Consider the following 19453-nt stretch of genomic DNA (forward strand, 5'->3'; position numbering starts at 1 on the left):
GGGTTGGCCTTGAGCTTCCGGACCCCAGGAGCCGGTAGGGCAATGCGCTTGCCCCGCCGACCGCGACTGCTTCTGCCTGTCGCGATCGCACTCGTTGCGATTGTGGCGCTTTTCTTCCTATTTTCCGGCATTTATACTGACTATCTATGGTTTAACGCGATCGACTTCATGCCGGTCTTCTCCGGCGTGCTGCTCACGGAGATCGTGCTGTTCGTCATCGGCGCGGTGCTCATGGTGGGCATCGTCGGCGGCAACATGCTGCTGGCCTTCCGCACCAAGCCGATGTTCGGGCCCGCCATGTTCGGCGGCGCGAGCGGGGCCGACCGCTACCGCATGGCCCTCGACCCGCACCGCAAGCTGATCTTCATCGTCGGCATGGCGATGCTCGCGCTCTTCGCGGGCTCCTCCTTCGCCGGGCAGTGGCAGACCTGGATGCAGTTCGCCAACGGCGAGGCGTTCGGCAAGACGGACGAGCTGTTCAAGATGGACGTCTCGTTCTTCATGTTCGACCTGCCGTTCATCCGGATGGTGCTGAACTTCCTGTTCGCCGCGGTGATCATCTCGATCGTGCTGGCCGCGATCACGCACTACCTCTACGGCGGCTTCCGCCTGCAGTCGCCGGGCGTGCACGCCTCGCGCGCCGCGCGGGTCCACCTGTCGGTGCTGCTGGGCGTCTTCGTGCTGCTCAAGGCCGTCGCCTACTGGGTCGACCGCTACGAGCTGGTCTTCTCCGACCGGGGCTTCGTGCACGGCGCCTCCTACACCGACGTCAACGCGGTGCTTCCGGCCAAGACCATCCTCGCGATCATCGCGCTGATCTGCGCCGCGCTCTTCTTCGCCGGCATCTTCCGTCCCGGCGGCATGCTGCCCGGCGTCTCCTTCGGCCTGCTGGTGCTGTCGGCCGTGCTGATCGGCGGCGTCTACCCGCTGCTGGTCGAGCAGTTCCAGGTCAAGCCCAACCAGCAGGGCAAGGAAGCCGCCTACATCGCGCGCAACATCGAGGCCACGCGGCAGGCGTACGGCATCGACGACGTGAAGGTCGAGCAGTATTCCGCCGAGGCCGACCCCGCGAAGGTGCAGCAGGCCGGCGACACGTCCGTGACGGGCGTGCGGCTGCTCGACCCCGCGCTCGTGTCCGCGACCTACGAGCAGACCCAGCGCATCAGGGGCTTCTACGAGTTCGCCGACCAGCTCGACGTCGACCGCTACCCCGACAGCAGCGGCAAGCTCGTCGACCACATCGTCGGCGTCCGTGAGCTGAGCGGCCCGCCGGAGGGCCAGAACAACTGGATCAACCGGCACCTGGTCTACACCCACGGCTACGGCATCGTGGCCGCGCCGGGCAACAAGGTCGACTCCGGCGGCCTGCCCGACTACGACGCCAAGGACATGCCGGTCACCGGCCCGCTGACGCAGGCCACCGGGCTCAAGGAATCGCGCATCTACTTCGGCGAGCACCCGAACAACAGCGAATACGCGATCGCCGGCGGCAACCCGAACCGGCCGCAGGAGCTCGACTACCCGGAGACGGGCGGCACCGGTCAGAAGAACACCACCTACACCGGCAAGGGCGGCGTGCCCGTCGGCTCGTTCATCAACCGGCTGTTCTACGCCGCCAAGTACGGCGAGGTGAACATCCTGCTGTCGGGCGACGTCAACGACAACTCCAAGATCCTGTACGAGCGCAACCCGCGCGAGCGGATCAAGAAGGTCGCCCCGTTCCTGACGCTCGACTCCAACCCCTACCCGGCGATCGTCGACGGGCGGGTCACCTGGATCGTCGACGGCTACACCACGTCCAACGCCTACCCCTACTCGCAGAGCGAGAGCCTCGGCGAGATGACCCGCGACACGGCCACCGACCGCTCGCGCGTCATCGCCCAGCAGCCGCAGGACAAGATCAACTACATGCGCAACTCGGTCAAGGCCACGGTCGACGCCTACGACGGCACCGTGACGCTCTATGCCTGGGACCCGGACGACCCGGTCCTGAAGACGTGGAGCAACGCCTTCCCCGGCGTCATCCAGCCGGCCGACCAGATGAGCGCCGGTCTCAAGGCGCACGTCCGCTACCCGGAAGACCTGTTCAAGGTGCAGCGCTACACCCTGTCGCGCTACCACATCACCGACGCGGCCGCCTTCTACAGCGGCCAGGACTTCTGGAACGTCCCGAACGACCCGTCGCAGGGCGACCGCAACATCAAGCAGCCGCCCTACTACCTGACGGCCACGATGCCGGGCGGCGCGCCCGCGTTCTCCCTGACGACGACGTTCGTGCCGAGACAGGGGCCCAACCTGGCGGCCTTCATGGCGGTCGACTCCACCGCCGGTCCCAACTATGGGCAGCTACGCGTCCTGCGCATGCCGTCCAACACCCCGATCCCCGGCCCGGGCCAGGCGCAGAACGCCTTCCAGAGCCGGTTTGCCGGTGAGCTCAACCTGCTGGGCGTGGGCGCCTCGTCGGTCCGCTACGGCAACCTGCTGACCTTGCCGTACGCGGGCGGGCTGGTCTACATCGAACCCGTCTACATCCAGGTGGCGGCAGGCGGCGGCCAGGAGCCGTACCCGATCCTGCAGCGCGTCCTGGTGTCGTTCGGCAGCAAGATCGGTGTCGGCCGCACCCTGGAGGAGGGCCTGGCGCAGGTCTTCGGCGGCGAGCAGCAAACCACCGAGAACAAGCCGGCCGAGGAGAACCAGCAGCAGCAGCCGTCCCAGACGACGGCTCTGTCGACGGCCATCTCCGAGGCCCAGTCGGCCTACGACGACGCCCAGAAGGCCCTGCAGGCCAGTCCGCCCGACTGGGACGCCTACGGCAAGGCCCAGGAGAGGCTCGACACCGCGCTGGAGAAGCTGAAGTCGCTCGGCGCCCAGCCGGGGCCCACAGCCTCCCCGACGGCCTCCCCGACGGCCTCGCCCACGGCGTCCCCGTCGGCCTCGCCGACCGGGTCGCCTCCGGCCTCGCCGGCCGCGACACCCACGGCGACTTCCACCGGGGGGACATAGGCCGTCAGTTTGCGTAAGCCCCGTGTCAGGGATAGTCTTTAGACACACACCGACGCGGGGTGGAGCAGTTCGGTAGCTCGCTGGGCTCATAACCCAGAGGTCGCAGGTTCAAATCCTGCCCCCGCTACCAAAAGAAATGCCCTCCGGGATTTCCCGGAGGGCATTTCGCATGTCCCGGCCTTTTACCGCTCCTGGTCACCGGTCCTGAGGCCCATTTCCTTTCGCTGCTCCGCACCAATTCACCGCAGGGTGCTGGCGTCCTCGCAGCCGTCGTAGTTCTGCGACGCCCGCTGGATCCGGGTCTCCTGCCGCCGGAGCGCGGTCGCGAGCAGATCGAGCCCGGTGCCGATGTCCTTCATCCGCTGACCGCGCGCCTGCCAGTACGCCCGGCCGTAGTCGTCGTCGCCGAGGGCGGCGCGTGCCGCGCCCGACGACGCCTCGAACCGGGTGCCGGCGCCGGCCAGGTCTCCGGCCATGCCGTCCGTCGCGCACGCCAACCGGTGAAGGTGGCTCTTGCTGTAGGTGACACCGTCGAACCTCACGGGTGGGCAGCCTAGTACTCCTCACGGACCTGCCACAGAATCGGGAAAACGATGGTAAGTGTGGGATCAGCGATGCAGATGGGACGTGGGGGACATATATGGCGGCAGACGAGCCATGGCGGCTGCTGGAGCAACTCGTCCAGGAGGTCAACCAGCAGACCGAGCAGCTCGCCAGGATGCAGGAGAAGATGCGGGACCTGTCGGCCACCGCCAGGTCGAAGGACGGCATGGTGACGGTGACCGTCGGTCCCCGCGGTGAGGTGCGGACGATCGAGTTCGACCCCCGCGTCTACCGCAAGCTGTCGCCGTCGGAGCTGTCCGCCCTGATCGTCGAGCAGATCGGGCGGGCGACCAGCCAGGTGTCCGGCGAGATGAAGGAGCTGATGCATCCCTTCGTGCCGGACCTGCCGTTCGAGGACCTGTTCGGCGACGGGACGAGCTTCGAGTCGTTCCTCCCCGGCCCCGGCACGCCGCAGCCGGGGGACCCACGGCCGCCCCGCGAGAGGTGACATCCGCTGATGGGGCTTGACCTCAGCCTGGTGCCCGACGTGGTGAAGCCGCTGGCGAAGCCGTTGACGGGCGGCGCGTTCCCGGAGACCGACGTCGGCGGGGTCCTCGCGGAGGCGCGGACACTGGAGAGCCTGGCGGACCTCCTGGCCGGGATCAAGGCGGAGGACGCCGGCGCGGTCGTCAGGATGCTGCGCGGCCAGGAATGGCAGGGCGCCGCCAAGGAGACGTTCGAGCAGACGTTCGCGGCCCTCGGCGGGCAGGCGGGCAGCACCGGGGCCGCCTCCGGCGAGGCGCTGCTCGACCTGCTGGAGCAGGCCCTCCGGGACGAGGCGGCCGCCCTGCGCGAGCACGGCGTGCGGATGCAGCACACCGAGTGGATGATCTACGCCTCGCTGGCGCTGCTCGGGGCGATGATCGTCAGGCTGCTGGTGTGGATCTACGTCAACGGCCCGGCCGTTCTGGCGCTGATCAGGCATCAGACGCTGCTGACCCAGATGAGCATCCAGACGATGAAGCGGCTCGTCCTCACGAGCATGCTCAAGTTCGCCGGCATCATGGGCGGCCTGGACCTCGGCGTACAGGTGGCGCAACAGCTCTGGGGGGACCGCGAAGCGGGCGATTTCGACCTCGCGTCGCTGGCGATGTCGGCCGGCAGCGGCGCCCTGACCGGCGCCCTGTTCGGCGGCGCGAACGCCGCTCTGTCACGCCTGCTGAGCAGGCAGATGGTGTACGGCGCCTCCCGGGCGGAGCTGGCCGTCCGCGACAAGATCGTGGCGATCGGGCAGAGCATGTACGGCCAGGCGCTGCTGGGCGGGGTGGCGGGCACGGGCGGCGCCGTCCCCGCGCTGGCGCTCGGCGGGCAGCTGGACGGCTCACATCTCACCTACGCCTTCATCTCCGGCGTCGCCGGCGGCCTCGACATCCCGGCCTCGGCCCGGGTGAGCTACCTGCCGATGCGGGCGGCCGCCCAGATCGGCGACCCCACACCCGCCGTCCCCGGCGAGCCGCACCCGGCCGGCGCACCGCACCCGGCCGGGGAGCCCGCGGCCGCCCGGCCGCTCGCCGCCGCCGTCGGCGAGACGACGCTCGCCGACGCGCCGTCCGCCGACACCGGCCCGCCGCCCGCATCCCCGCCTGCTCCCAGAGCTCCCACCGCCGCCGCCGACGGCCCCCACGTGCTCGCGAACGGGGCGATCGCCGGCGAGGTCGTACGACGCCACGACACGCCACTGCCCAGCGGTGACAAATCCCCACCACAAGGCGGACCCCCCACGCGCACCCCACAAGGTTTCACGGGAGAGCGCCCCGCCCAGCACCTGCCCGCCGAGCGCAGCTCGCAGCACCTGCCCGCCGAGCGTGCCCCGATCAACCAGAGCACCCCCTCCACCTCCCGAGCCGAGGCCGCGGGCCCGGGGCACCTGCCACGGAGCTCGCTGATCCCGGCGACCATCACCGCGACCCCCGGCGACGCCACCGGCGGCGAGGGCACGCCCGAACGACACCAGCAGCCCCGCCCGGACGCCCAACCAGCGCGCGAGCCGGCCCCACCCCGGACGACACCCGACCATCGGACAGAACAGCCCACCCCCGTGGCACCCCACGCGTACCGGCCCACCGGAGCGATGCCGGAGGCCGACCCCGGCACGCCCCGGTCCCCGCAGGAGCCGACGAGCACCGCCGTCCAGGACCGGGCACACCCGCAAGCCCCGCATCAGGCGCCCGACGGTCACTCTCCGATAGCGGATCCGCGGCCCAGGAACTTCGCCGAAGCCGCGGCGATCGTCCACCGCTGGACGCCCGGCAACGCCGGCGACCCGGACGGCAGCCGCCCCGGCCCGGCGAACCGGATCGAACGGCTGCTCGGCGGCCCGCCCGACAGCTCCGCCCCCGCCCAGCGGCCCGTACCGGACGAGGTGCTCCTGGCGGAAGGCCGGCGCCTGGCGGAACAGCTGCCCGTCACCCGCCGGGACGACGCGACCGCGCGAGCCCTGGCCCAGATGGGCCGGAGCATCGGTGGGCCCGACCCGTCGAGGGCCATCCAGGACGTCGCGGCGGACCTCGGCCTGCGTCTTGAGATCGACGCCCTGGTCGACGTCTTCAACGACGCCCAGCGGTACGAGCTGTCCCCGGCCGCCGCGACCGACCGCGCGGCCCTGACCGGTGTCCTCAACCGGATGATGGCGGCGGACTCCTACCGCTGGACGGGATTCCGGAACCAGCTCCGGTTCTCCTTCCACGACGCCGACGCCACGCAGGCACGCACGATCGGGCTGATGATCGAGATGATGGGCGACCCCGTCACCTCCACCAGGGTCCGCGACTTCACCAGACCCGTGCTCGAGCGGTACGGCATCCGCGACATCAGGGAGCTGCTCCCGGTCTTCCGAGCGGCTCACCAGAACGGCCACTTCCCGCACGGCACGACCGGGGACGCGGCCTTCCGCGCGGCCATGGACGCCTTCCGGCAGGAGGACCCGTACCTGTGGAACGGCGTGCTGCTCGCCGAAAGGCACGCCCTGCCCGGTCTCGGCGAGCCGACGGCACGGCTGCTCGCGCTCCTGGACGAGATCGCCACCCGCCCGGAGAGCGGGGCGCTTCCGCTGGACCGCCTGGCCGGAGAGGCGGGCCAAGGACGCTCGGTCGAGCAACTCGTCCGCCTGGCCGAGGACGCGCGGGAGCACGGCGCCGACCTCACGCGGGTGGCCGGCCCGCGGGAGCTCACCGACCTGCTCACCACTCACCGGACGCGGGACCCGTACCTCTGGGACGGGCTGCGGATCGCGGCCGAGAACGACGTCGCGCGGCCGAGCGACGACGCGGCGCGAGCCCTGGCCCGCCTCGCCGAGATCACCGGCTCCGAGGCGCCCTCGCGGCTGCCGGTGTTCGAGCCGCTGCGCCGCCTGGCGGTGGACGCGGGTCTCGGCCATTCCGTCGAACGGCTGGCCGACAGGGCGACCGAGATCCAGCGGAACGGCTTCGACCTCTTCGCGCCGGTCGACCGGCGGCAGGTGCTCGACGCCCTGACCCGGGACGCCGGCACCCCCGTGCCCCGGCTGCCGGATCTCCCGCCCGGGTTGCACGATCTGTCCCCCTCGTCCGTACGGGACGCCCGGGAGGCCGCGAGCCGCGAGCACGAGGCGGCGCGGCAGGCCCATCCGGAGGGGAGCCCCGTCCTGCGCCGCGTCCGGTCCCTGCTGACCGGCCCTGACCTGCTGGCCGTGGCGGAACAGGAACGCGTCGCCTCGCTGGAGGCCCGGGCCCGGGCGTGGCAGCGCTGGCCGGATCGTCCGGAGGTGTCCTTCACGAGAGATCTCGCGGCGTTCCGGAACGCCTACGACCAGGCCGTGGAACGGGCCGTCAGGGGAGAGGCGGTGATCCCGTACATGCTCGACGACGCCACCGCGTCCCTCGCCGCCCGTGACGGCGGGCGCGGGTTCGGGCTGGAGCTCGAGTTCGACCTCCCGGACGCGCTGGCCCGCCAGGGGCTGCAGGCCATCGCCCATGCCCTGCACGAGGCCGGACTGACCGGCGACGATCGGCAGCACAGCTATCACACGATGAAGGGCCAGGGTTACAGCTCGGGGAAGAACGGCGGGCTCGGCCTGTGGACGCTGGAGAAGGACGGCACGGTCACCGGCGAACTGGTCTCGCCCATCCTGTACGACGAGCCCGCGACCTGGGAGAACCTCCGCCTCGCCGTCGAGATCATCCGATCCCACGGCGGCACGGCCGGCCCGCGGACCGGTGGGCACGTCCATGTGAGCACGCACGACTACGACCACATCGTGGAGAACTACACAAGTGTGCTGAATCAGGTGGGCCATCACGCCGACACGCTGTACAGACTCGCGCAAAACCCGGAGGCGGAGAGCCATCGCGGCCTCAAGCACTGCCGCCCCAACGAACTGCCCTCGGCGGGTTACGAGGCGATCGGCCCGGTGCGGCACCGCAACAGCGGCCACGAGTCCGCGGTGAACATGCAGGCCATGAAGGGGTCCTCGAAGGATCACATCGAGCTGCGGCTGTGGGACGGTTCGCTCGACCCCGCCGTCATCCAGTCGCAGGTGAAGGTGTCGCTCGCCCTGGTCGAGGCGGCGTTCCGCAACGCGACGCTGGGCGAACTGCCCAACCGGGGCCGGCCCGACCCGCTGGGCACCCATGCCGCACTCTTCGGCGATCCCGCGCAGGACCGCACCGAGCGGGGGAGCCTGTCCTTCCGAAGCCTGATGGACGAGCTGTTCTGGCGGGCCGCCGACAAGGAGCAGCTCACCGCCCTGTACGCCGCCACCCGCTGGGCGCTCCCGCAATGACCCCACCCGGAGGCCACCCATGGCCGTGATCATCCGCAACACCTCGTCGGCGGAGCCGGCTCCGGCGGCCCCGGTCAAAGCCGACGGCCGGCCGTACCGCTTCGAGATGATCCACGCGGGCGGCGCCCGCCGAGGCTACGCCGACGACCCCGCCGAACTGATCGACATGCTCATTCCCGAGCCCCCCGAGGACGGGACCGCCCGCGTCCGCCTGGCGCTGGACATGCAGGTCAGGCTGCAAGCCGAGCTCGCGGCCGGACGATCGCTCGACGCGTGCACCGAGGCGGAACGCGCCGTGCTCCTCGGCCCGCGACACGAACCCCCGGCCCCGGCCCGCTGGACGGCGCCGATCCCCCTGGTCCTCGTCTCGACCTTCTACCAGCCCACCGGCGCCCTCCCGAGACCGTCGGGCCCGGCGGACCTCCAGATCTGGCTCGACCCCGCCGACGACTGGACCCTCCTGACCAGCCTCCACGCAGCCGGCCTGATCACCGTCAACGCCTACCGCAGCCGGTCATAGACGCCCTTGGCCGTCTCGTCGTATCCGTCATCGCCCAGCCACCGAGCCAGCACCTGCGCGATTTCCCGCGGCGTCGCGGGACAGGCGATTTCGTCTCGGGAGAAGCCCATGAGGGTGGCGAATTCCCACTCCTCGAAGAACGGTCCGTGAATGACACGCAAGTCCCGATCCGACGACGATGCGATGCTGCCCATGAGGAATGATCGCATCGCTCACCCGGAAGCCGGCACCTGCCATTTCGAGGGACCGCTCGCGCGCGGTTCAGCGCCTGGACCGGCGGAGGATGCCGAACTCGACCGCCACGCCCAGCAGCGCACCGCCGCCGAAGGCGATGAGCTCGTCGAATCCGAGCCCCGGGTCCCTGGTCGTCAGCAGCGCGAGGGCCACGTTGCCGACGACGACGCCCGCGAGCATGAGGATGACGAGCCTCACCGCCGGCCAGGCGGATTCCCGGGTCTCACTCATGACCACGCCTCCCTAATATGTAGACCACCTACATGTAGACAGTCTACTCTCCGCTTGAACGTGCCGCGCCGAAGCCACCGCCCCCCATCTCTGCCGGGCGACTCGGACGCCACGGATCCGTCCATTGCCCGCCCAGTTCGGGGCTGAATCAGGCAAGATCGGTGTATGAGTGCATTAGTCAGAGCCGCGCTCGTAGGAGCCGTCGTCGGTATCGCCGAGGCCATCCTCTTCGTGTTCGGCGGTGGCGACGAGCCTCTGACCGTCATGGCGATGGTCCTGCTGCCGTTCCCGCTGGGCATGTTCCTGAGCTGGTTCGGCAGGCTGCCGGTCTCCTGGGCGGTGTCCACGCTGGCGCCCTTCCTGCTGTACGCGCTGCTGATCGCGTTCGGCATCGCCGGCCTGACGCTCTTCACGGCCATGGACTTCGGCGTGGTGGCCGGGACCGCCGTCTTCATGGTCCTCGGCGCGATCGGGTACGTGGCGCCCGCCGCGATGGTGCTGCCGGGTTACGGCAAGGCCAGGGCGTGGGCCGCCGGGCTGATCGCCGTGACCTGCCTCGGCCTCTGGACGGCTCAGGACGTGATCGCCGCCGGTGCGCAGGCCGAGCGCCTGGAGCGCGCCGGGGTGCCGGTGATCGGACCCGCCCTCGACGGCTTCGACCTCACCTACGTCTGGGACTCCACGGAGAATCCCGACGAGGCGGAGCTGAACCTCGAGTACGCGGGGCAGGGGACGGGCATCGAGGTCACCGTGCGGGCGCGCGGCGCGGGGACCCCGGAGGAGGCCTGCGCGTCCGACGGCGCGGAGCCCTGCCGGGAACTGCGCGAAGACGTCTGGGTGAGCGCCGAGAGCGACGACAGGGCCCTGTACGCGCGCCGCGGCGACGCCGTGGTGCGGCTCAGGGGCCCGGCGGCGACCGAGCTCCAGCTCCTCGCGATGCTGGCCACCTTCCGCCCGCTCGCCGTGTCGGAGCTGGTCGCCGCCGAGATCCCGTGACCGCCCGCTACGACGGCTTCAACGCCGAAGCGGCCGCCGCCAACGCCGCCGAGGTGACCGGACTGCTGGGCCCCGGCGACGGCCCGTGCCTGGACCTGGGCTGCGGAACCGGGCTCTACCTCGACGCCATCCGCTCCACGGGCAGGACCGTGATCGGGCTCGACCGCTCGGGCGGCCAGTTGCGTCCGGCCCGCCGCCGCGATCTGGGTGTCCTCCGACATCGCCGACTTCGCCGGCCTGCTCGGCGAGGCCGCCCGGGTGCTGCGGCCGGGCGGGCTGCCGCTGTTCTACGGCATGCACCCGTGCTTCAACGGCCCGCACATCGAACCCCGTGACGACGGGGCCGTGGTGGCGTGAGGGCGGGGTCAGCGATCGCGTCGGCATGAGCCACAAGCCGCTGCCCGACCTGATCAACGCCTTCCTGGACGCCGGGCTGATCCTCACCAGGGTGTACGAGCCCGGCGACCGCCCGGTTCCGTACACCCTCGCGATCACCGCACGAACGCCGGCATAACTACTGAGATATCGAAATATCAACTTTTGAGTCGGTGGCTTGTCGAGTCGGGACGCCAGCGGCATAGTGGGGCAGATCACAACGCGCATCCGTCGCGGCGTGCACACCAGGCACTTGCCGCCCACCAGGCAGACCGACTATGCGCAGGACAAGCGCGGATTGGACATAGCGCATGAAATCCGCCCCGCCGATCCGCCGGAAGATCCTCCGGATCCTCCTGGTGCCTCTGGTCTCGCTCGTCGCCCTGTGGGGGTACATCGCGTACAGCATGGTGTCCGAGACGTCAGGGTTCGCGCAGAGCCGTGGCGAGTGGGACGCGGTCGGCGCGCCGTCGCGTGACCTGATCATCGCGCTCCAGCGCGAGCGCCTGCTGACCGCCGAGCTCGCGGGCCGGGCCGCCGGCGACACGCAGCTCGGGACGCAGCGGCAGGCCACCGACCAGGCGGTCGCCCGGGTGCGCGACGTGGCGGCCGGGCTCGCCGAGCAGCCGCAGGCCGGCACCGCGCCCGAGACCGTGCAGGCGCTGCTGAAGGCCCTGGACGGCCTGTCCGGACTGCGGGCCGCCGCCGACCTCGGCGACGAGGCCCCGCTGGTCACCACCGAGAAGTACAACGTGATGATCAGCGTCGCCAACCGGCAGTTCGGCGGCGCCGAGCGGATCACCGAGGTGTCGTCCTACCGGGTGCTGCGCGGCCTGTCCGCCTACAGCTCGGCCTCCGAGTACGCCTCCAGGGAGGCCGCCGTGCTCGCCCCGGCGCTGGAACGCGGGCAGATGACCCGCACCGAGCACGCGGCGTTCGTGGCGGCCATGACCGCACGGCGGGTCCAGCTCGCCGACGCCCTGCGCGACATCGGCCCCGAGCTGCGCGCCTGGCACGAGCAGCTCGCCGCCACCACCGCCTACCAGCGCTTCGAGCAGGCCGAGGACGCCGTCTACGGATGGAACGTGCGGGGCATCGTGCCCGTGACGGCCACCTCCTGGCGGCTCGACTCGGCCGAGGCGTTCGCCGGGCTGAGCGGCAACGCCGGCAAGGACCTGCGGCGCGCCACCCTGAAGGGCGAGGGCCTGGTGTTCGAGGGCCTGGTGCGCATCGGCGTGGTGCTCGGCCTCGGCCTGCTGGCCGTGCTGCTGTCGATCGTGCTGTCGTACCGGTTCGGCCGATCAATGATCAACGAGCTGAAGAAGCTGCAGGGCTCGGCCGTCGAGCTGGCCGAGGTCCGGCTGCCCAAACTGGTCGAGCGCCTGCGCAAGGGCGAGGACGTCGACCCCGCCGAGATGACCACGGAGCTGGAGAGGGCCAGGACCGCCGAGGTCGAACGGGTCGTGCAGGCGTTCTCCGCCGTGCAGCACACCGCCGTCGAGGCCGCCGTCGGGCAGGCCACCCTGCGCAAGGGCGTCGGCCAGGTCTTCCTCAACCTGGCCCGGCGCAACCAGGCGCTGCTGCACCGCCAGCTCACGCTGCTCGACGCGATGGAACGCAAGGCCGAGGACCCCGACACGCTGGAAGGGCTGTTCAAGCTCGACCACTTCACCACCCGCATGCGCCGCCACGCGGAAAACCTGATCATCCTGTCCGACGCGGCCCCCGGCCGGCGCTGGCGGGACCCGGTGCCGATCCACGACGTGATCCGCAGCGCCGCGCTGGAGGTCGAGGACTACACGCGCGTGACCATCCAGCCGATGCCGCAGGCCCCGATGCTCGCGGGCGCCGCCGTCACCGACGTCATCCACCTGATCGCCGAGCTGATCGAGAACGCCACCGCCTTCTCCCCGCCCAACACCAGCGTGCAGGTGCGCGGCCTGGCCGCGGCCAACGGCTTCGCCATCGAGGTCGAGGACCGCGGCCTGGGCATGAACGCCGCCACGATGGCCGAGCTCAACGCCCAGCTCGCCACGCCGCCCGAGTTCGACCTGGCGGGCAGCGACCGGATGGGCATCTTCGTGGTCTCCCGGCTGGCCGCCCGCCACGGGATCAAGGTCACCCTGCGCCCGTCGCCCTACGACGGCACGACGGCGATCCTCATGGTCCCGGTCACCGTGCTCACCGAGCCCGTGCAGGCCCTCCCGCACAACACGGTCTCGCTGTTCGAGCCCGTCTCGACGCTGCCGTCCCGGCCGGTCCCGGCGCCCTCCGCCGTACGGCCCCTGCCCCCGCCTCCGCCGCCGCCCGTGCCCGCACCACGCCACGAGACCGACGACGACCTGGACGGACTGCCGGTACGGGTACGGCAGGCCAGCCTCGCACCACAACTCCGCAAGACACGTCCACGGCAGGAGCCCGACGTCTCCACCCGCTCCCCCCAGGAGCTCCACGACCTGATGACCTCCATGCAGGAGGGCTGGCGGCAGGGGCGCAAGGAAGCGGAGGAGAGCCGTGACGTGCGCAACGAAAGGGATACCCATGGCCGACGCGAGATCTGAGCTGAGCTGGCTGCTCGACGACCTGACCCACCGGGTCGCGGGCGTACGGCACGCCGTCCTGCTGTCGGCCGACGGTCTGACGATGGGCGGATCCCAGGGCATGACCCGGGAGGACAACGAGCATCTGGCGGCCATCGCGGCAGGCAGCCACAGCCTGGCCCTGGGTGCCGGGCGGCACTTCGGGCTCGGCGGCGTCCGCCAGACGATCGTGGAGCTGGAGGGGGGTTTCCTGTTCGTCACGGCCGCCGGACAGGGCGCCCGGCTGGCCGTACTGGCCGCCGGTGACGCCGAGCTGGGACTGATCACGTACGAGATGGCGCTGCTCGTCAAGCGCGTCGGCGAGCACCTCTCCACCCAGCCGAGAGGAGCCGCGCCCGCGCCCGTATGGAACGGGATGGCACCGTGACAGATGAGGATCCCGGACCGCTGGTCCGGTTGTACGGGCTCACGGGTGGCCGGGCTCGGCCGCCCGGTGAGTCGTTCGATCTGGTGGCGATCGTCACGACGATCAGGACACCGTTCGAGCTGCCCGGCCTGAACCCCGAGCATCACGCCATGCTGTCCATCTGCCGCCGGCCGACGCCGGTGGCCGACGTGGCGGCGCAGCTCGGCCTGCCGCTCAACATCACCCGCGTGCTCCTCGGCGACCTGCGGCGCGAGGGCCTGGTGAACATCGACCCGCCGCAGCCTGCCAACCAGACGATCGACGAACGTACCTACAGGGATGTACTGCATGGAATTCGCAGGCTTTGACCGCCCCCGGCCCTCCGGCGGGACGCTCACCGCGACGGCCCTGAAGATCCTGATCGCGGGTGGTTTCGGCGTCGGCAAGACGACGATGGTCGGCACCATCAGCGAGATCCGCCCGCTGCACACCGAGGAACTGCTCAGCGACCGCGGCGTCGGCGTGGACGACCTGTCCGGCGTCGAGACCAAGGTCGCCACCACGGTGGCGCTCGACTTCGGCCGCATCACCATCCGCGAAGACCTCTGGCTCTACCTCTTCGGCACGCCCGGTCAGGACCGGTTCTGGTTCATGTGGGACGAACTGGCGCTCGGCGCGCTGGGCGCCGTCGTCCTCGCCGACACCCGCCGCCTGCAGGACTGCTTCCCGGCGGTGGACTACTTCGAGCAGCTCAAGCTGCCGTTCGTGGTCGCGGTCAACTGCTTCGACGGGGCCCGCCGTCACGATCCTGCGAAAGTACGGCGGGCCGTCGGGCTGGACGAGAGCACTCCGGTCGTCATGTGCGACGCGCGCAACCGCGCCTCGGTCAAGGACGTGCTCACCACGCTCGTCACCCACGCGGTGAGCCGGAGATAGCCGTCAGGAGCTCGTGCAGCTGATCGGGGACGGCGTGCTCTCGCCGTTCCCGGTGGCGAGGAAGCCGAACGTGGTGGTCGCGTTCGGGCCCACCGCGCCGTTCCAGCCCAGGTTGGAGACGGTCACGTTGCCGCCGCTGCCGGACACCGAGCCGTTCCACAGCTGCGAGATCGACTGACCGCCGCCGAACGCCCAGCCGACCCGCCAGCCGCTGATCGGCGCCGAGCCGGTGTTGCGCACCGTGACCTCGGCCTGGAAGCCGCCCTGCCAGCGGTTGACCAGCTTGTACGTCGCGGTGCAGCCGGGCGTGCCCGTCGGGGTGACGGTCGGGCTGACCGTGACCGTGGGCGTCACCGTGACGGTCGGCGTGATGGTGGGCTGGGGCGCGGCCATGGCCAGGTCGTACGCCCGCTGCGGGACGAACTGGCCCGCAGAGGCGATGCAGCCGTCGGCCTCACCCGGCGGCTTGACCCACAGGTAGGCGTCGATCGCCGGGTCGCCGGTGTCGGTGGTGCTCCAGGTGCCGGTGGCACGGCCCGCCGGGTCGCACCACTCGCTGCCGGCCGGGCCGTTGCCGTTGCGGCTGGTGTCGATCACCGCGCCCAGGCCGGAGACGCCGGTCGCCGAGATGACGCTCTTGGCGTAGGAGACCAGGCCGGGCGTCGAACGGTAGTTGGAGGTGTTGACGGCGATGCCGTCTGCGCTGGTGCCGACCTGGGCGCCGTTCAGCCGGGAAGCGGCCTCCGACGGCGACAGCCAGGCGTCGTGCCCGATGTCGAAGTACACCTTGACCTGGGAGGACGTCGCCTTGAAGCGCTGCCCGGCATAGGCCATGGACGCCTTGACCTCGGCCTGCTCGGCGGAGTTCATGCAGTTGGACATGATCGCCAGCGCGTCGGGCTCCAGGACGATCGTGGCCGGCCGGCCGCCCAGGCCCGCGGCGATCTGGTCGATCCAGCCGCGGTACGCGGCGTGGTCGGGGGCGCCGCCCGCGCTCGGGCCGCCGCAGTCGCGGTTCGGCATCGCGTACACGGCCATGATCGGGATCTTGCCGGCCGCCGCCGCGGCGCCCACGTACGCGTCGACCTGGCCGCGCACGGCCGACGGGTTGTAGCTGGCGAACCAGCGGCCCTGCGGCACGGCCGCGATGCGGTCCCTGATGACGGCCGCGCGGCTGTCGCCGGGGTTGGCGGCCACCCACTTGGCGGCGTTGGTCTGCGGGTCGACGTAGAACGCGGAGTCGGCGGCCTGGACGGCGGAGGAGGTGAAGACGGCCGCCCCCGCCACCGCCGTGACGGCCGCGGCGACGATGGCGGCCACCAAGGGCCTGCTGCGAGACATGGATACTCCGTCCGATGATGTGGGAGCGCTCCCACGGGGGTTCACTCGGATGGTAGGGAGCCGGTCGCCGTCCCAGAAGGGTCCGCGCGGGCCGCGGCGCGGCCGTTCGGCGAAAGGCACAGGCGGGGCAGGCTGTTCGGCTGTGCGGAAGGGTGAAACTTTCAGCAGGCGCCTTGCTATGGTCCCTGGTGTGCATGGGCCAGGGGGACCGGTCAGGCGTAGGGATGTGCGGTGGTTGTGGCTGGTGGTGCCACCGGTCATCGCGGCCACCGCGAGCATGATTGGGGCGATATTTCCCGGCGGCAGCCTTTATATCTGGTCCTATGCGTTGATGTTTTGGATTTTGGCGGCCATTGCGTGGTGCGTGCTGTTCTTCTTGCGCCGCTATCGGAAATGGGCCGCCGTCGGCCCGCTGCTCGCCGCCGCGACCTGCGCCGCCCTGGCCGCCGACCTGCCCATCCGGTTGGCCTTCGCCGTTTCCGAGCGCGCCCTGTCGGCTTACGTACGGTCGCTGCCGATGCATCCGGAAAGCGTCACCGTCGGGGATGTCGAGGCCGGGCTGGGCGTCGAATGGGTCGGTCTGTTCCCCGTCGGCCGTGCCGTACGGCATATCGGCAGTACCGATCTCGGCGTCGTGGGCTCCGGAGGATGGCTGGAGTTCTGCGGGCTCACCTATTCCACCGGGACGATCCGGGCCACCTCGGCCGATCACCTCTCGGGGCGCTGGTACGTCACGTGCGAGGCTTTCTGAAGAGCAGCAGGTAACGCCAGAAGAGCAGTCGGCGGATCCGGGCCCCCGGCAGAAGCGTGGCCGCCTGCTCACGGACGTCCGCGAGCGTCATCGACGGCGGGCTGACCGGCGCCCGCACGGGAGAGCTCGCCGCGCGGCCGGCCAGCGCCAGCCGGACGGCGGCGTTGACCGGGACGGCCGCCGTGCTGATCACGTGGTCGGACCAGGTGCTCTCGCGATAGCAGCCCAGCACCGCCAGCACCCCGCCGGGGGCCAGCGCCTCCCGCAGCCGGCCGACGGTGCCGAACGGCACGTGGTGCAGGCTCGCCAGGCAGGAGACGAAGTCGTACCGGTCGCGCGCGAGATCCATCGTCGTGATGTCGCCGCGCGTGAACCGCACGCCCGGCGTCGGGCGTGCCGCCCCGATGACCGCCTCGTCCGGGTCGACGGCGTCCACCTCCAGCCCGCGCGCGGCGAGGGCGCGGGCGAACGCGCCGGTGCCGCATCCCACGTCGAGCGCCTGACCGGCGGCCGGCGGGAGCTGCCTCAGCAGCAGGGCGTGGTAGTGGTCGTTATGGTCGAACATCCCGAGATTATGGGGCTTGCACACCATCGACGCTCAATGATTACATCATTACATGGCTGATCAACACGTGCCGACCCTCTACGAATGGGCCGGCGGCAGTGAAGCGCTGGAACGGCTGACCGAGGTCTTCTACGGGCAGGTCGTCAAGGACGAGCTCATCGGGCCGCTGTTCGCGCACATGGACGCGGATCACCCGAAACACGTGGCCATGTGGCTGGCCGAGGTGTTCGGCGGGCCCACCCGCTACACCGATGAGCGCGGCGGATATGCGCACATGCTCTCCTACCACCTGGGCAAGTCCATCACCGAACCGCAGCGCCGGCGGTGGGTGAGCCTGCTCATGGACGCCGCCGACGAGGTGGGACTGCCCGACGACCCTGAGTTCAGGGCCGCGTTCTTCGGCTACATCGAGTGGGGCACCCGGCTCGCCCGCCAGAACTCGCAGCCCGGCGCCACGCCTCCGCCCCAGGCGCCGATGCCTCGCTGGGGCTGGGGAGTCGCGCCGCCGTACATGCCGTAGTCAGTCGAAGTAGCACTCGGGCTCGGCGAGCGGGTCGACGTGCGTGTCGGATTCACGTACGTCCTCCTCTCGCGTCCACCGGGAGATTCCGCGGGCGGCCTCGTCGTCTATCTCGTCGATCCGGTGCCGCTGCGGGAGCCGGTCCAGGTACATCGCCGCGAACGACGCCTGCGGGTCGTCGCCCAGGTCCAGGCTGACCTCGTACGGTTGCTCGCTCATCGAACTCACGCCTTGCCGATCATGAGAGCCGCCTTCCGCACGGCCCATCCGAGCAGGAGCAGGGCGAACACCGCCTGACCGGCGCGCATCCATGGGGCAGAGGCCACGTCCGCGTACACCACGACACCCAGCCACAACACGCTGAATGTCCCGACCAAAGCGATAGCCGCCCAGTTCATCCCGCGTTGCCACATATGCGCAGTCTCCCAGTCATTTCGCCAAGCGCGGGTATGTCGCCGGTCGTCATCCGGTGATGCACGCGGGCCCTCGTCTGTGGGAGTGTCCGTGCCGGTGGCGTGAAGCCTTCCTGCCGGGCGGGGACGGCGCGGCAGGCCGGGCCTTCCGGCGTCGGGCCGGGCGGCGGCGCTGAGGGCGGGACGGTTCGCCGGCTGCCTGAGTCAGCTTGGAAGGCGCGGCTCACGCTCGGACCCAAGGGGATGGCTCGGCCGGCTGCCGGCGGCACCGCGGAAGGTGCGGCTCGTTGCCGGATTCAGCGCGGCAGGGTGCGGACGGTGCCGACACAGCGGCGCAGGCGCAGGACGGGACGGGGGCGCGGCTGGGCATGCTGCTCCAGGCACGCCAGCAGCGCGGCCGCCGTGCGGGCGTCGGACAGGATGCGCTGGACAGCCTCACCGTTCGCAGGCAGCTGACCGTGCTCGGCCAGCTCGTGCCTGACGAAGGACATGGGCTCGGGCGCCCCCGCGGACTCCGCCGCCACCGTGGCCCGGGCGGCGGTCAGCAGCCGCAGGTAATGGGTGCGCATGACGGCCTCACGCATCCGGGCGTGCTCAAGGTCGTCGACGAGGGTGCGCGCGACACGCAGGAGATCCTCCGGTCGGGTCGCATCGTCGGCGAGGAAAGCGCGGATGTCGTCGAACTCCGAGCGGGTCATGGCGGGCACCTCCGAGAGCGCAGTCTGCTCGTACGTAGTTCGTACCTGTGAGCGATTGCGGATGACTTGCCGGGCACTTGCGCGGTTCAGGTGCGGCGCCGGGACCGGTCCTTGCCCAAGGCAGTGCAGAGGTTTGGGGGTTGCCAGGGCAGGGAAGAACGTCATGATTACCTAAGACGGGCCACGGCGGTCTTGGAGACTGCTAGAGTTGCTGAGGCGCGGGCGACGAGGAGCTGATCAAGCTCCGGAGCTGCCCGGCGAATCCCACTCTCTGGCTGGACATAAGGATGGCTCGAAGCTGTCCGAATGGCTGGTAAGTTAGCGGGGCGTCGAAATTCCAGCAGGTCGAGCGGGTCCGGTCAATTTGACAGGGACTTGAACGGCTGAAAGAATTAAGACACAACGAAATGAGCGCCTCTCGCAGGACCGGGGAGTATGCGTCCGTTTCTTGAGAACTCAACAGTGTGTTAAAAGCCAGTGCATGAAGTTTTTCATGCAACACCTCGTCAAAGTTTTGACGGAGATTATGTTGCCTGGTATCAAACCTTTTTTGGAGAGTTTG

The 19453-nt window shown here is 70.4% G+C and carries 21 protein-coding genes and 1 tRNA gene; 14 read left to right on the top strand and 8 right to left on the bottom strand.

Annotation, left to right across the window (positions count from 1 at the left end):
- The first annotated feature begins 42 nt into the window (after positions 1-42).
- Entirely contained in the window at positions 43-3003 is a 2961-nt protein-coding gene (locus ADY59_RS32675; protein ID WP_063780856.1) for a UPF0182 family protein, read from the top strand.
- A 53-nt stretch (positions 3004-3056) separates the two neighbouring features.
- Positions 3057-3133 (top strand) — tRNA-Met (locus tag ADY59_RS32680).
- A gap of 109 nt (positions 3134-3242) precedes the next feature.
- Here ADY59_RS32680 and ADY59_RS32685 read toward each other — a convergent pair.
- Positions 3243-3545, bottom strand: coding sequence for a hypothetical protein (locus tag ADY59_RS32685; protein WP_049570408.1), 303 nt, complete (start codon positions 3543-3545; stop codon positions 3243-3245).
- Positions 3546-3643: 98 nt separating this feature from the next.
- On the opposite strand from ADY59_RS32685, the gene ADY59_RS32690 reads away from it, so the two are divergent.
- Genes ADY59_RS32690 through ADY59_RS32700 form a run of 3 tightly spaced genes read left to right on the top strand, consistent with a single transcriptional unit; the run spans position 3644 to position 8885 of the window.
- Positions 3644-4054 (top strand): YbaB/EbfC family nucleoid-associated protein, encoded by a 411-nt coding sequence (locus tag ADY59_RS32690; protein ID WP_049570411.1) that lies wholly within the window; start codon positions 3644-3646, stop codon positions 4052-4054.
- A gap of 9 nt (positions 4055-4063) precedes the next feature.
- Positions 4064-8365, top strand: coding sequence for a hypothetical protein (locus ADY59_RS32695; protein ID WP_049570414.1), 4302 nt, complete (start codon positions 4064-4066; stop codon positions 8363-8365).
- Positions 8366-8384: 19 nt separating this feature from the next.
- A complete protein-coding gene (locus ADY59_RS32700; protein ID WP_049570417.1) occupies positions 8385-8885 on the top strand; it encodes a hypothetical protein in 501 nt (166 codons plus the stop codon).
- Here ADY59_RS32700 and ADY59_RS32705 read toward each other — a convergent pair.
- Positions 8867-9079 (bottom strand): hypothetical protein, encoded by a 213-nt coding sequence (locus ADY59_RS32705; RefSeq protein ID WP_156325868.1) that lies wholly within the window; start codon positions 9077-9079, stop codon positions 8867-8869. The two genes, ADY59_RS32700 and ADY59_RS32705, sit on opposite strands and share 19 nt — an antisense overlap.
- Positions 9080-9146: 67 nt before the next feature.
- On the bottom strand, positions 9147-9350 hold the full coding sequence (locus ADY59_RS32710; protein ID WP_049570422.1) for a hypothetical protein: 204 nt from the start codon (positions 9348-9350) through the stop codon (positions 9147-9149).
- A 165-nt stretch (positions 9351-9515) separates the two neighbouring features.
- Here ADY59_RS32710 and ADY59_RS32715 point away from each other — a divergent pair, with 165 nt between their 5' ends.
- The 7 genes from ADY59_RS32715 (at position 9516) to ADY59_RS32735 (ending at position 14603) form a co-directional block, all read left to right on the top strand.
- The gene (locus ADY59_RS32715; RefSeq protein ID WP_156325869.1) at positions 9516-10346 is read left to right on the top strand and encodes a hypothetical protein; all 831 of its coding nucleotides are present in this window, start codon (positions 9516-9518) and stop codon (positions 10344-10346) included.
- A gap of 207 nt (positions 10347-10553) precedes the next feature.
- Positions 10554-10703: a hypothetical protein gene (locus ADY59_RS50500; protein ID WP_156325870.1), complete on the top strand. Its 150-nt coding sequence runs from the start codon at positions 10554-10556 to the stop codon at positions 10701-10703.
- Between the two features lie 25 nt (positions 10704-10728).
- The gene (locus ADY59_RS53495; RefSeq protein WP_269433657.1) at positions 10729-10860 is read left to right on the top strand and encodes a hypothetical protein; all 132 of its coding nucleotides are present in this window, start codon (positions 10729-10731) and stop codon (positions 10858-10860) included.
- A 172-nt stretch (positions 10861-11032) separates the two neighbouring features.
- Entirely contained in the window at positions 11033-13282 is a 2250-nt protein-coding gene (locus tag ADY59_RS32720) for a sensor histidine kinase (RefSeq protein WP_049570426.1), read from the top strand.
- Positions 13263-13688, top strand: a complete 426-nt coding sequence (locus tag ADY59_RS32725; RefSeq protein ID WP_049570429.1) for a roadblock/LC7 domain-containing protein — start codon at positions 13263-13265, stop codon at positions 13686-13688. The genes ADY59_RS32720 and ADY59_RS32725 overlap by 20 nt, the downstream gene beginning before the upstream one ends.
- On the top strand, positions 13685-14035 hold the full coding sequence (locus tag ADY59_RS32730; protein WP_082310584.1) for a DUF742 domain-containing protein: 351 nt from the start codon (positions 13685-13687) through the stop codon (positions 14033-14035). The genes ADY59_RS32725 and ADY59_RS32730 overlap by 4 nt, the downstream gene beginning before the upstream one ends.
- Positions 14016-14603, top strand: coding sequence for a GTP-binding protein (locus tag ADY59_RS32735; RefSeq protein WP_049570435.1), 588 nt, complete (start codon positions 14016-14018; stop codon positions 14601-14603). Before ADY59_RS32730 ends, ADY59_RS32735 begins: the two co-directional genes overlap by 20 nt.
- A gap of 3 nt (positions 14604-14606) precedes the next feature.
- Here the strand turns inward: ADY59_RS32735 and ADY59_RS32740 are convergent, their stop codons facing one another.
- Positions 14607-15944 carry a glycoside hydrolase family 6 protein gene (locus ADY59_RS32740; protein WP_053175378.1) on the bottom strand — a complete coding sequence of 446 codons (1338 nt, stop codon included), beginning with the start codon at positions 15942-15944 and terminating at the stop codon, positions 14607-14609.
- 235 nt (positions 15945-16179) lie between these two features.
- On the opposite strand from ADY59_RS32740, the gene ADY59_RS32745 reads away from it, so the two are divergent.
- Positions 16180-16695, top strand: coding sequence for a hypothetical protein (locus ADY59_RS32745; RefSeq protein ID WP_156325871.1), 516 nt, complete (start codon positions 16180-16182; stop codon positions 16693-16695).
- Here ADY59_RS32745 and ADY59_RS32750 read toward each other — a convergent pair.
- Positions 16676-17260, bottom strand: a complete 585-nt coding sequence (locus ADY59_RS32750) for a class I SAM-dependent methyltransferase (RefSeq protein ID WP_049570441.1) — start codon at positions 17258-17260, stop codon at positions 16676-16678. The genes ADY59_RS32745 and ADY59_RS32750 overlap by 20 nt on opposite strands.
- Positions 17261-17312: 52 nt before the next feature.
- Here ADY59_RS32750 and ADY59_RS32755 point away from each other — a divergent pair, with 52 nt between their 5' ends.
- Entirely contained in the window at positions 17313-17780 is a 468-nt protein-coding gene (locus ADY59_RS32755) for a group II truncated hemoglobin (protein ID WP_053175382.1), read from the top strand.
- On the opposite strand, the gene ADY59_RS32760 is transcribed toward ADY59_RS32755, so the two are convergent.
- The 3 genes from ADY59_RS32760 to ADY59_RS32770 form a co-directional block, all read right to left on the bottom strand.
- Positions 17781-17999, bottom strand: coding sequence for a hypothetical protein (locus ADY59_RS32760; RefSeq protein ID WP_049570442.1), 219 nt, complete (start codon positions 17997-17999; stop codon positions 17781-17783). It lies immediately after the preceding gene.
- A 5-nt stretch (positions 18000-18004) separates the two neighbouring features.
- On the bottom strand, positions 18005-18139 hold the full coding sequence (locus ADY59_RS53500) for a hypothetical protein (protein ID WP_269433658.1): 135 nt from the start codon (positions 18137-18139) through the stop codon (positions 18005-18007).
- A gap of 350 nt (positions 18140-18489) precedes the next feature.
- Positions 18490-18891: a hypothetical protein gene (locus ADY59_RS32770; protein WP_049570446.1), complete on the bottom strand. Its 402-nt coding sequence runs from the start codon at positions 18889-18891 to the stop codon at positions 18490-18492.
- Between the last annotated feature and the right edge of the window lie 562 nt (positions 18892-19453).

Source organism: Nonomuraea sp. SBT364 (genome assembly GCF_001083785.1).
GTDB lineage: Bacteria > Actinomycetota > Actinomycetes > Streptosporangiales > Streptosporangiaceae > Nonomuraea.

Bases quoted from the DNA above. Each gene is read 5' to 3' on its own strand.
- ADY59_RS32675 (WP_063780856.1), top strand. From the start codon at position 43: ATGCGCTTGCCCCGCCGACCGCGACTGCTTCTGCCTGTCGCGATCGCA.
- ADY59_RS32690 (WP_049570411.1), top strand. From the start codon at position 3,644: ATGGCGGCAGACGAGCCATGGCGGCTGCTGGAGCAACTCGTCCAGGAG.
- ADY59_RS32695 (WP_049570414.1), top strand. From the start codon at position 4,064: ATGGGGCTTGACCTCAGCCTGGTGCCCGACGTGGTGAAGCCGCTGGCG.
- ADY59_RS32700 (WP_049570417.1), top strand. From the start codon at position 8,385: ATGGCCGTGATCATCCGCAACACCTCGTCGGCGGAGCCGGCTCCGGCG.
- ADY59_RS32705 (WP_156325868.1), bottom strand. From the start codon at position 9,079: ATGGGCAGCATCGCATCGTCGTCGGATCGGGACTTGCGTGTCATTCAC.
- ADY59_RS32710 (WP_049570422.1), bottom strand. From the start codon at position 9,350: ATGAGTGAGACCCGGGAATCCGCCTGGCCGGCGGTGAGGCTCGTCATC.
- ADY59_RS32715 (WP_156325869.1), top strand. From the start codon at position 9,516: ATGAGTGCATTAGTCAGAGCCGCGCTCGTAGGAGCCGTCGTCGGTATC.
- ADY59_RS53495 (WP_269433657.1), top strand. From the start codon at position 10,729: ATGAGCCACAAGCCGCTGCCCGACCTGATCAACGCCTTCCTGGACGCC.
- ADY59_RS32720 (WP_049570426.1), top strand. From the start codon at position 11,033: ATGAAATCCGCCCCGCCGATCCGCCGGAAGATCCTCCGGATCCTCCTG.
- ADY59_RS32725 (WP_049570429.1), top strand. From the start codon at position 13,263: ATGGCCGACGCGAGATCTGAGCTGAGCTGGCTGCTCGACGACCTGACC.
- ADY59_RS32735 (WP_049570435.1), top strand. From the start codon at position 14,016: ATGGAATTCGCAGGCTTTGACCGCCCCCGGCCCTCCGGCGGGACGCTC.
- ADY59_RS32740 (WP_053175378.1), bottom strand. From the start codon at position 15,944: ATGTCTCGCAGCAGGCCCTTGGTGGCCGCCATCGTCGCCGCGGCCGTC.
- ADY59_RS32750 (WP_049570441.1), bottom strand. From the start codon at position 17,260: ATGTTCGACCATAACGACCACTACCACGCCCTGCTGCTGAGGCAGCTC.
- ADY59_RS32755 (WP_053175382.1), top strand. From the start codon at position 17,313: ATGGCTGATCAACACGTGCCGACCCTCTACGAATGGGCCGGCGGCAGT.
- ADY59_RS32760 (WP_049570442.1), bottom strand. From the start codon at position 17,999: ATGAGCGAGCAACCGTACGAGGTCAGCCTGGACCTGGGCGACGACCCG.
- ADY59_RS32770 (WP_049570446.1), bottom strand. From the start codon at position 18,891: ATGACCCGCTCGGAGTTCGACGACATCCGCGCTTTCCTCGCCGACGAT.